Below are 14,579 nucleotides of genomic sequence, written 5' to 3' on the forward strand. Positions count from 1 at the left end.
GAAAAATAATGACATTCATCACGAAATGCCGATTTCAGCTAATTTAAAATCAGTCTAAATAACAGCGTTTACGCCTGGTTTTTGAAGTATTTCCGACCTAATATCCACGTCGAAATTGTGGTAAATGTCACCACCGTGATGGAACTGATTGGCATGATGATTGCCGCAAAAAGCGGATGCATATGGCCTGTAACTGCGTAACTTAAACCAACAATATTGTAAAGGAAACTGATTATAAATGTCATTTTCACAATTGTTATTGAACCCTTACAAACATTCAGGTAATTGTCCAGAGTCACTACCTTTTCTCCGTTCATAATCACATCCGAAGAGGGCGTAAAACTATTGGTGTCATCAGCAATGGCTATCCCGACATTACTTTGTTTTAGTGCCCCTGCATCATTTAGTCCGTCACCGAGCATCGCTACTTTCATGTGCTGATCCTGAAGTCCTTTGATGTAGTTCAGTTTGTCTTCCGGACTTTGATTGAAGGCCATTCCTTTGTAATTCGGAATAAGTTCTTTCAATTGGTTTTCTTCCGATGAATTATCACCACTCAGAATGAATATTTTGTAGTGGGTAAGTTTATTGAACAGATCTTTTAGTTTCGGACGGTATTCATTTTTGAAGATGAATTTACCTAAAAACTGATCATTTTTGCTGATGTATACTGCCGTTTCCAGATTTTTGGGTTCCTGATTGTTGTATCGGGCCGATCCTATTTTGTAAAGATTTCCTCTTACATTAGCTTCATACCCTTTTCCTGAAATTTCCACAAAGTTTTCAACCGGGAAATAGTCGTCTTTCACCTCAATAAATTCATATAAAGATTTTGACAGAGGGTGGTTAGAGTTCTTTAATAATGTTTTGATGTTCAGTGCATCGAACTCACTGATTTCAGTACCTTCATATTTGATATTCGACTTCTTTCTGTGAGTAATTGTTCCTGTTTTATCAAAAACAATGGTGTCTAGTTTTGCGATTTTCTCAATAGTTAACGTATCTTTAACGTAGAATTTGTTTCTACCCAGGATTCTCATAATGTGTCCAAAAGTGAATGGAGCAGAAAGCGCAAGTGCGCAAGGGCAGGCAATGATCAAAATAGCTGAAATGACCTGAAACATTTTCTCAAGATCGATAAATGCCCAGTAGATTCCCGAAATTAACGCAATCCCTAAAATAATGAATGTGAAATATTTGCTGACATTATTCGTAAGCGTATCAAGACCGGTTTCATGTTTCTTAAAGGCTTCTTTATTCCAGAGCTGGGTAAGGTAGCTCTGGTCGACATTTTTTATAACTTCCAGTTCAAGAGATGACCCGATCTGTTTCCCTCCGGCAAAAATTTTATCTCCGGGTTGTTTGCTGATGCTTTCACTTTCTCCGGTAATGAAGCTGTTGTCTATATTTCCTTCTCCGTTGATCAGAATGGCGTCTACAGGGATGATTTCCTGGTTTCTAACTAAAATCCGGTCACCCACTTTTACTTCAGAAAGAAGGATGTTTTCCTGGTGTCCCTCAAAGTCTACTTTAGTTACGGCAATAGGGTAAAAGGATTTATAATCCCTGTCATACGAAAGGGCACTGTAGGTTCTTTTCTGGAAAAGTTTTCCCATCAGCATAAAGAACAACAGACCACAAAGTGTATCAAAATATCCGGGGCCATAACCTGTTGCCACTTCATAGATACTTCTTCCGAAAAGAACAAATATTCCCAGTACGATAGGAACATCAATATTGACGATTTTATTTTTCAGACCATACCATGCGGATTTGTAATAATCTGACGCGGAATAAAAGACAACCGGGCATGCAAGTAAAAACATCAGCACTCTGAAAAGCCCTTTGTAATGTTCCATCCAGTAGTCTTCACCTCCTACGTATTCCGGAAAAGCCAGGAACATTCCGTTTCCGAATGCAAAACCGGCAATGGCAAACTTAACAAGAAGTGATTTGTCGAGATGATCAACATTCTTTTCAGCGGTCTCAAGACTGATCACAGGCTTGTATCCTAAATTGGTCAGAAAATTAGCGAGTTCGCTTAATTTCAGGTCGTTATGGTTGAATGAGATCTGCAGGGTCTTCCTTGTGAAGTTGACCTGCGAGTATTTAATATGCTTGTTTAATGTGTGAAGGCTTTCCAGCAGCCATATACAGGAAGAACAGTGAATTACGGGAATTTTGAAGGTAACCAGACTGGTTTTCCCTTCAGAGAAATCAGTAACCTTTTCGAAGATTTCGGGGGTGTCCAGGTAATCAAATTGGGTAGAATTTTCATCATTCGGACGAATTCCTGCCCCTTTATTAAGTTCGTAGAAATTACTTAAATTATTCGTATTCAGAATTTCATAGACAGACTTACATCCGTTACAACAGAAAGTCTTTTCATCAAACAAAATTCTCTCTTTTTCTATACCTTGACCACAATGAAAACAGTTCTCGCTCACCACCCTAATATATTGAACTACAAAATTATAACAATTTTTTTTGTTTATCGATTTAAAAAGTTCTATTTTTGTGATAAATATCATATAAAATGCCGCAGGAACAACAGATAGCAATTGAAGAGAGGTTCGCCAAAGTTTTTAATGATAAATCATTTAAGGAAAGACTTTCTAGCGCAGATTTTGAAAAATATATTAACGGTAAAAAAAGATTGAGTTTTCAGAAACACGATACTATTTTTGAGGATGGAGAAACTCCCAAAGGAGTCTATGTTCTTGAAAAAGGAGCCGCTAAATTATCCAAGTCGGGAGCATTCGGGAAAGATCAGATTTTAAGATTTATCAAAGAAGGGGACATTATCGGCTATCGTTCTTTGCTTTGCGGGGAAAATTTCCAGGCCAAAGCAGAAGCAATGACAGATATCGAATGTGTCTTTTTACCAGCAGATATTTTCATGTATCTTTTGGAGGTAGACCCACAGTTGTCTTTCGTAATGCTTCAGAAAATTTCTTACGAATTAGGAGAATCTTCCAATACCATTACCTTCCTTGCCCAAAAGACGGTGAGGGAAAGGCTTGCCGAGATCTTACTGCTGTTGGAGCAGAAACTTGGCGTAGATCCTGAAGGATTTATCAAAATCTCATTGACAAGAGAAGAAATTGCCAATATCATTGGTACGGCCACAGAAAGCGCCATCCGTCTGATATCCGAATTCAAACAGGACAGTCTGATTGAAGTGGATGGACGAAATATTAAAATTCTCAACCACGATAAGCTTATGAAACTCGGTCATGTAGTTCTATAAGTTTAAAATACAAATTCTATGGAAGTTGGAGTAAACTTTGAAAAATATCAAAAGATAGAAAGAAAAGGTACTCCAACTTCTGTATTTTTTGACTGTACCAAAGTCACAAATCCAATATAGGCACTCACGAAACCCGTGAAGTAAGAGTATAATTATAATGAAAATAGTTTCTATATATCATGCTTACTGTTTTATTGTTCGTATCTTGCACACCACAAATTCTGATTTTTTAAGTTTATAATTATAAAAAATATTCTTCAAGGGAATACTATAATATAGATTTCTAACATAGTAAATAAAACGTAAAAAGATAAATTATGTCTGTTCACTCTGAAATTAAAAAAGTTACGACTGAAACCTTGCGTAAAATGAAATTCGACAAGGAAAAGATAACAATGCTTACGGCCTATGACTTTACCACTGCAAAGATGGTAGACGCAGGCGGAGTAGATGCTATTTTGATTGGAGACTCTGCAGCGAATGTAATGGCTGGTTTTGAAACTACATTGCCTATTACGCTGGATCAAATGATCTATCACGCTCAAAGTGTGGTAAGAGGAACCGACAGGGCTCTGGTGATTGCAGATTTACCTTTCGGAACGTATCAGAGTAATCCTGAAAAAGCACTGGAATCTGCAGTAAGAATGATGAAAGAAGGAGGAGCTCATGCAGTAAAAATTGAAGGGGGAAAAGAAATTTCAAAATCAATAAAAAAAATCATCAATGCCGGAATTCCGGTAATGGGACATTTGGGACTAACTCCACAATCTATCTATAAATTCGGAACTTATAAAGTAAGAGCAAAAGAAGAAGCTGAAGCTGAAAAACTGATTGCCGATGCACAGCTTTTAGAAGAATTAGGATGTTTTTCAGTTGTATTGGAAAAAATTCCTGCTGATTTAGCTAAAAAAGTTACAGAAAGTATTTCCATTCCAACCATTGGAATCGGGGCCGGAGCAGATTGTGACGGGCAGGTTTTGGTATATCATGACATGGTAGGAATGAACAAAGGCTTTAGTCCGAAATTTTTAAGAAGATACCTTGATCTTTACACAGAAATCACCGGAGCTGTAGCTCAATACGTAAAAGACGTGAAAAGTGTAGAGTTTCCAAACGAAAACGAAAGTTATTAATTAATGCAAAATCAACAACAATCTATCCAGGGAATTTTATCCATTGCAGCATTGATTTGTCTTGCTGTGGGATGGTTCAATTTATTTTCCCCTGAAATCAATCACTTACTTTCCAGAAAAGTTTTTTATGTGCTGATCGGAGCAAGTTTCTTTATTCAGGCTCCATTACTTACCAATAAGAACTTTGTGTATGCCATGTATGCCGCCGCTGCAGTATGCGTGGTGGGAGCATTTATCCCTGAAACGTCAAGCCTTTCAGCTATTAAAACCATTGGTCTTCTGGGAGGTATTATCCTTTCATTATCAAACAGAAGAAGATAGAATCTATCATGAAGGAGCAGATTGTATATGAAGACAACCATCTTCTGGTGGTGAACAAAAAAGTCGGACAGCTTGTACAAGGCGATAAAACCGGCGATGAGTCACTATTGGAATCTATCAAGAATTTTATCAAAATAAGAGATGCTAAGCCGGGAAATGTTTTTCTCGGCTTGGTTCATCGGATAGACCGTCCCACATCGGGGTTAGTGATCTATGCAAAAACTTCCAAGGCACTTTCACGACTTACTCAGATGGTAAAAAATCGTGAGGTCAAAAAAACATATTGGGCCGTAGTGGGGAAAGAAATGATTCCCCAAAGTCAAAGGCTCGTACATTATCTGAAGAAAAATGAAAAGAATAATAAAGCTATCGTTTTTCCGAAAGCTACTGAAGGAGCCAAAGAAGCCATTTTAACGTATCATGTCATCAAAACATTAGACAATTACCTGCTTCTGGAAATTGATCTTGAAACAGGAAGACATCATCAGATCAGAGCTCAGTTATCTAAATCAGGAGTTCCGATTAAAGGGGATTTGAAATACGGATCTCCACGTTCCAATCCGGATGGAGGAATTAACCTGCATGCCAGAAAACTGGAGTTCATTCATCCTGTTACCAAAGAAAAAATTGAGATTATTGCTCCGGTTCCACAGAATGATGCGGTCTGGAGAGCTTGTGAAGAATAATTTAAATAAGATCTGTTTCGTATACATATTGGACTTAATCATTGCCTGAAGCTGGAAGTAATAAAGGAACAGAAGGATTCTTCAACTTCTTCCTTTCGGCCTTTATACTAATTTTCCTGATCCGAAGCCATCGGGAATCTATAAAAATGTTTCACCGTTTTAAAATTCCTGCTTCCGTCATCCCGCTTACAAAAATTTTGCCCATTCTGAAAAAATAACTAACTTCGTCCCATACTTTAGGGGTGTCTGTTATCAACAGACTGAGACTTTACCCTTTGAACCTGATCTGGATCATACCAGCGTAGGGAAAAGTAGGTGACTTTTGCTGTACATTCTATTGTACAATGATAGCCATTCCTAAAGTGTATTAAATAATTAGGAATGGAACTTATAATCAACCACACCCGAAAAACATTTGATGTACTTCCTGAGAACCTGGAAGCACTTCTGGCTATGGAACTACCCGGAAAGAAAAAGGGTATTGCCGTAGCGGTAAACAATCGAATTATCCCGCTGTCCGCCTGGGCAGAAACATTTCTCAAAGATCAGGATTCAGTTTTAATCATTACTGCCACTCAGGGCGGTTAATTTCATATTAATACCAAAAAATTATGGCTCACTCCATTACATGTTCGCCATTTCCGAACTCAAAAAAGATCTATGTTGAAGGAAAAATACATCCTATCAATGTCGCAATGCGGGAAATACAGCTTAGCCCTACCAAACTTACCAATGGAGGCTTTGAAGAAAATGCTCCCATCACCATTTATGATACTTCAGGTCCCTATACTGATGAAAATGCAACCATTGATATTCAGAAAGGACTTCCAAGAATCAGGGAACAATGGATCCTCGACAGGGAAGATGTGACGGTTCTTGAAGGAATTACTTCAGAATACGGGAAAGCCCGTCTGGCGGATCCCCGTCTTGATGAATTACGTTTTGCCTATGATCATCAGCCGAAAGTGGCACAAGAAGGAAAAGAATTGACCCAACTTTACTATGCAAAACAGGGAATTATCACTCCTGAAATGGAATATGTCGCGATCAGGGAAAATCAAAGGATAGAACAGCTTGATTCCGTCTCTAAAGAAATGGCCTTTCAACATGCCGGACATAGTTTTGGAGCCAATACTCCTAAAAGTAAGATCACTCCGGAATTTGTAAGAGATGAAATTGCTGCCGGTAGAGCTATTATTCCAAACAATATCAACCACCCGGAAAGTGAGCCGATGATCATCGGAAGAAACTTTTTAGTGAAAATCAATGCAAACATCGGAAACAGTGCGGTATCATCGGGTATTGAAGAAGAAGTAGAAAAGGCAGTATGGGCATGCAGATGGGGAGCAGATACCATTATGGATCTTTCTACGGGAAAAAATATTCATGAAACGAGAGAATGGATCATCAGAAACAGTCCGGTTCCTATTGGGACAGTTCCTATTTATCAGGCATTGGAAAAAGTAAAAGGAGTGCCGGAAGACCTTACATGGGAGATTTTCAGGGATACTTTGATTGAACAGGCTGAACAGGGAGTTTCTTATTTTACGATTCATGCCGGAGTTTTATTAAGATACATTCATCTGACAGCCAACAGGGTAACCGGAATCGTATCAAGAGGAGGGTCCATCATGGCAAAATGGTGCCTGTTTCATCATAAAGAAAGCTTTCTATATACACATTTCAAAGAGATTTGTGAGATTATGAAAAAGTATGACGTTGCTTTTTCGTTGGGAGACGGTCTTCGTCCGGGTTCTATTGCAGATGCCAATGATGCTGCACAGTTTGCCGAACTGGAAACTTTAGGTGAACTGACAAAAATTGCCTGGAAACATAATGTACAGGTGATGATTGAAGGACCTGGTCACGTTCCGATGCACATGATCAAAGAAAATATGGACAAGCAGCTCAAAGAATGCCACGAGGCACCTTTTTATACGCTTGGACCTTTAACTACAGATATTGCGCCGGGATATGATCATATTACTTCAGGGATCGGTGCTGCCATGATCGGGTGGTTTGGGTGTGCCATGCTTTGCTACGTAACTCCAAAAGAACATTTGGGTCTTCCGAATAAGGATGATGTAAAAGTAGGTGTAATTACCTATAAGTTAGCAGCACATGCTGCCGATTTGGCTAAAGGACATCCCGGAGCTCAATACAGGGATAATGCCCTAAGTAAAGCAAGATTTGAATTCAGATGGGAAGATCAGTTCAATCTTTCCCTCGATCCTGAAACCGCAAGAGCTTATCATGATGAAACACTTCCGGCAGAAGGAGCTAAAATTGCCCATTTCTGCTCTATGTGCGGACCCAAATTCTGTTCCATGAAAATTACTCAGGAAATCCGTGAATCTGCAGAAAAAGGAATGCTGGATAAATCTCAGGAATTTATAGAAAAAGGAAAAGAAATCTATATATGATCCTTGTTATCACTTCTGAATTATCTTTCGTAAACGAAACCGGAATTATTAACGAATTGTTTCGAAAAGGTCTTGATCTCCTGCATATCCGGAAACCGGGAATCAGCAGAGAGAAAATGATCGATTTTATTGAAAAGATAGATCAATCTTTTTATCCTCAATTGGTTCTGCATCAACATTATGAAGTGGGAGAAAATTTCAGGATTTCGAGATTCCATTTCAGGGAAGCAGACCGAAAGGAGGATATACACCGATCTTTTATCAATGGAAATCGTATTTCGACCTCAGTACACAACATCACCACTTTTAATGACCTGGGAAAAGAATGGGAATATGCTTTCATAAGCCCGTTCTTCCCCAGTATATCTAAAAAAGGATATGGAGAAGACTCAACAGTGATAGAAGAGGTGAAGAGTAGAGATAACCCCAACGTAAAAATTATTGCTTTAGGCGGAATTCATCATCGTACTATTCAAAGGGCTTTTGAAACCGGAGTGGATGGGATTGCCTTATTAGGATCAGTTTGGCAGGCAGACGATCCTGTAGAAGCATTTTTATCATGCAGAAAAGCAATTTCCGAATAATATCAAACCTTACCTATGGAAAAATTACAATATATATCACAGGGAAATACTGCTCAGGAGCAGGAACTAAACATTCGAAAGGCCCTTGATAACGGGATACAATGGATCCAGGTCCGATGGAAAAGTGGTAACGAAAAAGAATTACTGTCACTTTGTGAAACGTCCAAACACCTTTGTTCTGAATACCAGTCTGTCCTGATCATTAATGATAATGTTCATGTAGCGAAAGAAGCAGATGCAGACGGAGTTCACTTAGGCCTTACAGACGGATCTGTTGAGGAAGCAAGATTATTGCTGGGAAAACATAAAATTATTGGAGGTACAGCCAATACCATCTCAGACGTCATTCAAAGAATAGATGAGTCTTGTGATTATATCGGTCTTGGACCCTTAAGGTTTACTTCTACCAAGGAAAAACTAAGTCCGATCCTTGGCTTCGAAGGCTACAGGCAAGTTGTTGAAAGCCTGAGACAAAGATCAATAGCAGTTCCGAAGATCTTTGCGATTGGTGGCGTAACCCTTGAAGATTTTTTACCACTACAACAGATCGGAATTTATGGAGTCTCTGTTTCAGGGCTGATTACCAGAGAACCTAAGCTGATCAATGAATTTAAAAAAGTAATGATATGAACAATCAAAAATTAATAATAGCAGACCGAACTTTTGAATCCAGACTATTTCTGGGAACCGGAAAATTCGGAAGTCTCAGAGATATGGCAGCATCGGTAACGGCTTCAGAAACCAATATGGTGACGATGGCGTTAAAAAGAATCGATGCACAATCGGCTGAAGATGACTTATTGGACTCATTGAGAGAGACCAACGTACATCTTCTACCAAACACTTCAGGAGCGAGAACAGCAAAAGAAGCGGTATTGGCAGCCCAACTGGCAAGAGAGGCTCTGCAAACAAACTGGGTAAAGCTTGAAATCCATCCGGATCCGAAATACTTGCTGCCGGATCCTATTGAAACATTATATGCAACCGAAGAACTTGCCAGATTAGGATTTATTGTAATGCCTTACATTCATGCCGATCCTGTTTTATGCAAACGTCTTGAAGATGCAGGCACAGCTGTGGTCATGCCATTAGGGGCACCCATCGGTACCAATAAAGGATTACGGACATTAGATTTCCTGGAAATTATCATCAGTCAAAGCAATGTTCCCGTTGTGGTGGACGCCGGAATCGGAGCGCCTTCTGATGCGGCAAAAGCAATGGAGATGGGTGCCGATGCAGTTCTTGTGAATACCGCAATTGCTGTAGCAGGAAATCCTGTCAATATGGCTGTTGCTTTTAAAGAAGGCGTTATTGCCGGAAGAAGAGCTTTCGAAGCGGGATTAGGAGCAGTTGGTAATCATGCAGAGGCTTCGAGTCCTTTAACTTCTTTTTTATTTGAAGAATAGCAAATTAGCTTTTAAATCTAAACGATAAGTTTTAACTATTGTAGTTTAATGAATTCTTTGTATTATAATTTATATTGAGAAAATAAGATCATGAATAGCTTTAAAGATATTTTTGAGCAGTATCAATGGGATGAGGTAAAAGCTAAAATCGAAAAGATAAGTCTGTCTGATGTAAGAAACAGTCTTCAGAAAAAACATAAAACTGTTGATGATTTTCTGGTTCTGCTTTCCCCTGTGGCTTCGCAGGAGCTGGAACTGATGGCAAAAATGACCCGTTCTCTTACCCAAAAACGTTTCGGAAAAACCATTCAGCTATATGCTCCGTTGTACCTGAGCAATGAATGCCAGAATATCTGTACCTATTGTGGTTTTAGCTTGGATAATCATTTAAAGCGAAAAACCCTCTCTGACACTGAATTGATGGTGGAAGCTTCAGTGCTGAAATCTATGGGAGTAAACCACGTGCTGTTGGTAAGCGGGGAAGCGAATAAAATAGTGGGAGTGCCGTATTTTCAAAATGCTGTCCGGTTATTAAAACCACATTTTTCGAACATTTCTATTGAAGTTCAGCCCTTAATGGAGGATGAATACAGTATTCTTAAGGAAGAAGGGGTACATTCAGTACTCGTGTATCAGGAAACCTATCACCAGGAAGTGTACAAAGAATACCATCCGAAAGGTAAAAAATCGAATTTTCATTTTCGCCTGGACACACCGGACAGAATCGGCAGGGCAGGAATCCATAAAATAGGGCTGGGTGTACTGCTTGGATTGGAAGATTGGCGTATCGATAGCTTCTTCAATGCGCTTCACATCGATTATCTTCAAAAACAGTACTGGAAGACTAAATTTTCTGTTTCTTTCCCAAGATTGAGGCCGGCAGAGGGAATTATTGAACCGAATTTTATCATGGAAGATAAAGATCTGCTTCAGTTGATCTGTGCCTACAGAATCTGGAACGAAGACCTTGAAATCTCCATATCTACAAGAGAAAATGAAAACTTCAGAAATCATATTGTGTCGTTGGGAGCTACTGCGATGAGCGCAGGATCCAAAACAAATCCCGGTGGATATTCTGTGGATAAGGAATCCCTGGAACAATTTGAAACCAGTGATGAAAGAAGCATGGAAGAGATCAGGAAAATGATCAGAAATGCCGGATATGATCCCGTAATGAAAGACTGGGATGCTGTTTACAGCGGAGTTTAATTATAGTAGTTTTATATGCAAAGTGACGATACTTTTAAAAGATACAGCCGGCAGATTTTTATTGAAGAAATAGGGCTGGAGGGACAAAGGAAAATCTTGGCCTCAAAAGTTCTTGTCGTCGGTGCAGGGGGCTTGGGAAGCTCGGTGATCCAGTATCTGGCGGCTGCAGGAGTAGGTACTCTGGCTGTGGCAGATTTTGATCATGTCGAGCTGCATAACCTGAACCGACAGGTGATTCACGATGAAAATAGGGTAGGGTCAAAAAAGGTGGAAAGTGCCGGACATTTTGTAAGAAACCTAAATCATCAGATAAAATTCGTTGCTATTGATCAGAAAATTAATGAAAAAAATGTGAGAGAAATTGTTTCCCAGTACGATCTGGTTGTGGACGGGTCTGATAATTTTTCCACACGATATCTCGTGAATGATACCTGTGTACAGCTTGGTAAAACATTGGTGTATGGAAGTATTTTAGGATTTACCGGTCAGGTCGCTGTTTTTAATTGTCAGGGAAGCAAAAACCTGAGGGATATATTCCCTGAGTCTCCCTTGGATGAACATATACCGGATTGTGACAGTCTCGGTGTTTTGGGTGCTTTGCCGGGAATCATTGGTAGTATGATGGCACTTCAGGCTTTAAAAATTATTACAGATTTAACGGTGAATATCAATCAGATAACATTGGTGGATACAATGAACTGGAGATTTCAGACCTTGGATTTTTAACGAAAAATGTTAAATATCAATAGAAACGGGCTATAGCCCGTTTACGTTTTAAATATATATTCCATTGGCTTTTGCCAAAACCTAAAAACATTTCACAAAAAAGACCGTAACATTCAATTACGGCCTTTTTAAAATTAAGGTTGCGCTGGATTATTGCCCCTGCTGTTGCATTACTCCTCCGTTATCTTCTTTTTTAGTTTGGTTTAAGATATTGGCATCCTCTTTAGCCAACTTGTTTTTAGTAGGAATTTTATAGTTGATGGAAATCCCGAAGTTCCTTGAATCATATTTTGTCCTAAGCATTACACTTTCTCCTGAAGGCGGATTGGAACGAACCTGCATTACCTGGCCATTGAAAATATCATTCGCAAAAACCGAGACTGTAAGGCGATTGTTCATAAACTTTTTCGTCAGGGTAATATCTAAATTATTATTGAATGGTTTCTCTGCGGTAAAGTAAAAATATCCTGCTTTGGGAGTAAGGTAGCTGTAATTTGCGGTCAGCTTGATGTCCTTTGGAAGAATCAGCTGTGTCATCACGTTGAAAATCCAGAATCCTTTATTGTTGAGGTTATCGATGTCATGCTTCTGGTAGCCTGCGTAAAGGTACATGAAATTCATTTTGTCAGGATTGAAGTTTGATTTCATGATCTCACCCAGCGACTTCGTGAAAATCTGGAAAGGAACAGGAAGCCCAATATTGAAATTATGAATTTTCATAGAAGAGATGTTGATCTGCTCATTGTAGAGGTTCTTACCGTTTTTTCTGATGATCTGTGCTACCTGATTGCTTGCCGAACTTACGCTGTATCCGATGAAGGCATAATCAAAAGCCGAAATTTTCAATTCGTAATTATCAAAAATGGTCGGCTGAAGATTCGGATTACCGTTGATCTGTGTATTCGGCCCGGAGAATGTGGTGTTATTCGGGTTAAGGGCAGAAATACTCGGCAGATTGATTTTTCTGTTATAATTGGCCGCAATATATACCTGGTTCATCAGGTTGTACTGAATACTTGCATTAGGAAACAGTTTAAACTTCTTAAATGGTGTCAGATCTTTCTGAACAACAGTTCCCAAACTATCCTTTCTGGTAATTCCATAAATGTCATAATTTTCAGCTCTTGCCCCTAACGTGAAATCAAACTTTTTCAGTTTAGCCTGGAATTCAAGATAAGTGGAGGCCGTTTGTCTGTGATATTCAAGGTTTGTAAGGCCTTTACTTTCCGTATTATAATCCTGTCTTTCATACAAACCTCCGGCGCTTACTTTTCCTCCGTCCAGCAATTTGATGGGCTGGGCATAATCAACTTTGAAATTAGCCACCCTCATATCCGACTTATTGTTGAGAATATCATTAAGTCCCGGATTTGCAAATGCCTGACCATTATCTGTAAAGTTGCCTTTTCGGTAGAAATTATCCTGAGAAAACTTACTATCCGCTTTAGTAAACCCAAATTGAAAATCAAGTTTTTGGGACTTCTCGGCAAAACGCTTTTGATAGGTTACTACCGCTTCCTGTCTCAATGTATTACTTCTTGCAGCATCGGAAGATTCAAATTGTGCTTCCCGGAATGCATCGGTAGGTTTGTAATAAATATCTCCAAGCCCGTTACTTGCAGTATAGTTGTCATTATTATTATGGTAAATATCATAGTTTAATAATAACTTATCCTGCCCAAGATCGAAAGTTAATCCGGATTTTGCAAAATACCCTCGCGCGAATCGATCTGTATTACTGTTTAATAAAACATCCTGCTGGCTGTTCATCATACTTTCACGATAATTTTGCCCCACATTAAGCTGCCATCCGAAATATTTATTTCTGGCATTCAAATTTACCGAGTTGGTGGTTCTGCTTCTGTACTTATCGTAATTGGTGAAGGTATAATTCCCGGAATAGGTTGCGCTTAGATATTTATTAGCATTTTTATTCGTAATAATATTCATAATGGCTCCTCCCGATGTCGCAGGAAATTCTGCTCCCGGCTGCGTTACCACTTCAATTCTCTCTATAGAATTGGCAGGCATGCTTTCAAGAAAAGAATTCAGTTCATTAGAGGTGATGTTCAAAGGTCTTCCGTTGAGATAAACTTCAAGCATTTTACCCTGATACATCATTCCTGCAATATCTGTGGCTACGAGACCCGGAAGTTTTTTAATCCCTTCCAGAACATTTCCGTTATTAAGCTGAGGCTGTTCAGAAAAATCGAAAATGGTACGATCAGCTTTTTGTTCAACGGCTTTTTTAGTTTTAGTGATGACAACTCCGTCAATTTGTTTTTCTTTTGGTTGATTATTGCTTTTTTCCTGTGCAAAAACAAACACAGAACTTACAAGTGATAAAGCGAATATAGTTTTTTTCATAATGTTTTACTACTGCTTAGTTAGACGAATAAAAAGTCAATTTGTTACGATAAGATTTAGAAAATCAAAAAAATAAGTCAAAAATTTTTTTATTTACGAAATAATTATATCTTTGCCAAATAATTATCAAGAATCTCCAGAGGGGATAGCAACCTGCAAAAACAAGCAAGGTGCTACAATAGATAAGCCGGATCTTCCGGAAAAAATGTTTATATCTTTCTTATCTCCCTTCTTGAATTTTTGTTTTAAATTTTAAATAAATGTTTAAAGAAAAGGGAAATCACATTACAAATTTGAATTTTTATTCGACAGATGGTGAAGGTGCTCTTCATTATACTGATAACTCTTCATGCCATTTCTACATGTGCATGTGTTGCTGTTTCTAGCGTTTATTTTTAAATAATCATTACATTTTTTAACGTCTCAGTGCTAACCTTAAATTTAAGGTTACCGGGATCGCTTTGTCTTATATTC

At 38.7% G+C, this 14,579-nt stretch carries 13 protein-coding genes and 2 riboswitches; of the genes, 11 read left to right on the forward strand and 2 right to left on the reverse strand.

Annotated elements, in window-relative coordinates; translation table 11 throughout:
- Positions 1-68 precede the first annotated feature (68 nt).
- Entirely contained in the window at positions 69-2,447 is a 2,379-nt protein-coding gene (locus M030_RS0107940) for a heavy metal translocating P-type ATPase (RefSeq protein ID WP_027373018.1), read from the reverse strand.
- An 89-nt stretch (positions 2,448-2,536) separates the two neighbouring features.
- On the opposite strand from M030_RS0107940, the gene M030_RS0107945 reads away from it, so the two are divergent.
- The 11 genes from M030_RS0107945 (at position 2,537) to M030_RS0108000 (ending at position 11,738) form a co-directional block, all read left to right on the forward strand.
- Entirely contained in the window at positions 2,537-3,250 is a 714-nt protein-coding gene (locus tag M030_RS0107945) for a Crp/Fnr family transcriptional regulator (RefSeq protein ID WP_027373019.1), read from the forward strand.
- Between the two features lie 317 nt (positions 3,251-3,567).
- Positions 3,568-4,383 carry a 3-methyl-2-oxobutanoate hydroxymethyltransferase gene (gene panB, locus M030_RS0107950; protein ID WP_027373020.1) on the forward strand — a complete coding sequence of 272 codons (816 nt, stop codon included), beginning with the start codon at positions 3,568-3,570 and terminating at the stop codon, positions 4,381-4,383.
- 3 nt (positions 4,384-4,386) lie between these two features.
- Positions 4,387-4,704 carry a hypothetical protein gene (locus M030_RS0107955; RefSeq protein WP_027373021.1) on the forward strand — a complete coding sequence of 106 codons (318 nt, stop codon included), beginning with the start codon at positions 4,387-4,389 and terminating at the stop codon, positions 4,702-4,704.
- Positions 4,705-4,709: 5 nt separating this feature from the next.
- On the forward strand, positions 4,710-5,390 hold the full coding sequence (locus tag M030_RS0107960; protein ID WP_027373022.1) for an RluA family pseudouridine synthase: 681 nt from the start codon (positions 4,710-4,712) through the stop codon (positions 5,388-5,390).
- Between the two features lie 228 nt (positions 5,391-5,618).
- Positions 5,619-5,715, forward strand: a riboswitch (TPP riboswitch).
- 56 nt (positions 5,716-5,771) lie between these two features.
- Positions 5,772-5,978, forward strand: coding sequence for a sulfur carrier protein ThiS (gene thiS / locus M030_RS0107970; RefSeq protein ID WP_027373023.1), 207 nt, complete (start codon positions 5,772-5,774; stop codon positions 5,976-5,978).
- A 23-nt stretch (positions 5,979-6,001) separates the two neighbouring features.
- The gene (gene thiC / locus M030_RS0107975) at positions 6,002-7,813 is read left to right on the forward strand and encodes a phosphomethylpyrimidine synthase ThiC (RefSeq protein ID WP_027373024.1); all 1,812 of its coding nucleotides are present in this window, start codon (positions 6,002-6,004) and stop codon (positions 7,811-7,813) included.
- Positions 7,810-8,397 carry a thiamine phosphate synthase gene (locus M030_RS0107980; RefSeq protein ID WP_027373025.1) on the forward strand — a complete coding sequence of 196 codons (588 nt, stop codon included), beginning with the start codon at positions 7,810-7,812 and terminating at the stop codon, positions 8,395-8,397. Before thiC ends, M030_RS0107980 begins: the two co-directional genes overlap by 4 nt.
- A 15-nt stretch (positions 8,398-8,412) precedes the next feature.
- Positions 8,413-9,027, forward strand: coding sequence for a thiamine phosphate synthase (locus tag M030_RS0107985; RefSeq protein WP_027373026.1), 615 nt, complete (start codon positions 8,413-8,415; stop codon positions 9,025-9,027).
- The gene (locus M030_RS0107990) at positions 9,024-9,803 is read left to right on the forward strand and encodes a thiazole synthase (protein ID WP_027373027.1); all 780 of its coding nucleotides are present in this window, start codon (positions 9,024-9,026) and stop codon (positions 9,801-9,803) included. Before M030_RS0107985 ends, M030_RS0107990 begins: the two co-directional genes overlap by 4 nt.
- Positions 9,804-9,893: 90 nt before the next feature.
- On the forward strand, positions 9,894-11,012 hold the full coding sequence (gene thiH, locus M030_RS0107995; RefSeq protein ID WP_027373028.1) for a 2-iminoacetate synthase ThiH: 1,119 nt from the start codon (positions 9,894-9,896) through the stop codon (positions 11,010-11,012).
- A 15-nt stretch (positions 11,013-11,027) separates the two neighbouring features.
- Entirely contained in the window at positions 11,028-11,738 is a 711-nt protein-coding gene (locus M030_RS0108000; RefSeq protein WP_027373029.1) for a HesA/MoeB/ThiF family protein, read from the forward strand.
- A 150-nt stretch (positions 11,739-11,888) separates the two neighbouring features.
- On the opposite strand, the gene M030_RS0108005 is transcribed toward M030_RS0108000, so the two are convergent.
- Complete coding sequence (locus tag M030_RS0108005; RefSeq protein WP_027373030.1) at positions 11,889-14,105, reverse strand: outer membrane beta-barrel family protein; 2,217 nt, start codon at positions 14,103-14,105, stop codon at positions 11,889-11,891.
- Positions 14,106-14,223: 118 nt separating this feature from the next.
- Positions 14,224-14,321: riboswitch (SAM-I-IV-variant riboswitch) on the forward strand.
- The last annotated feature ends 258 nt before the right edge of the window (positions 14,322-14,579 follow it).

It is taken from the genome of Chryseobacterium sp. UNC8MFCol, from assembly GCF_000482305.1.
Taxonomy (GTDB): Bacteria; Bacteroidota; Bacteroidia; order Flavobacteriales; family Weeksellaceae; genus Chryseobacterium; species Chryseobacterium indologenes.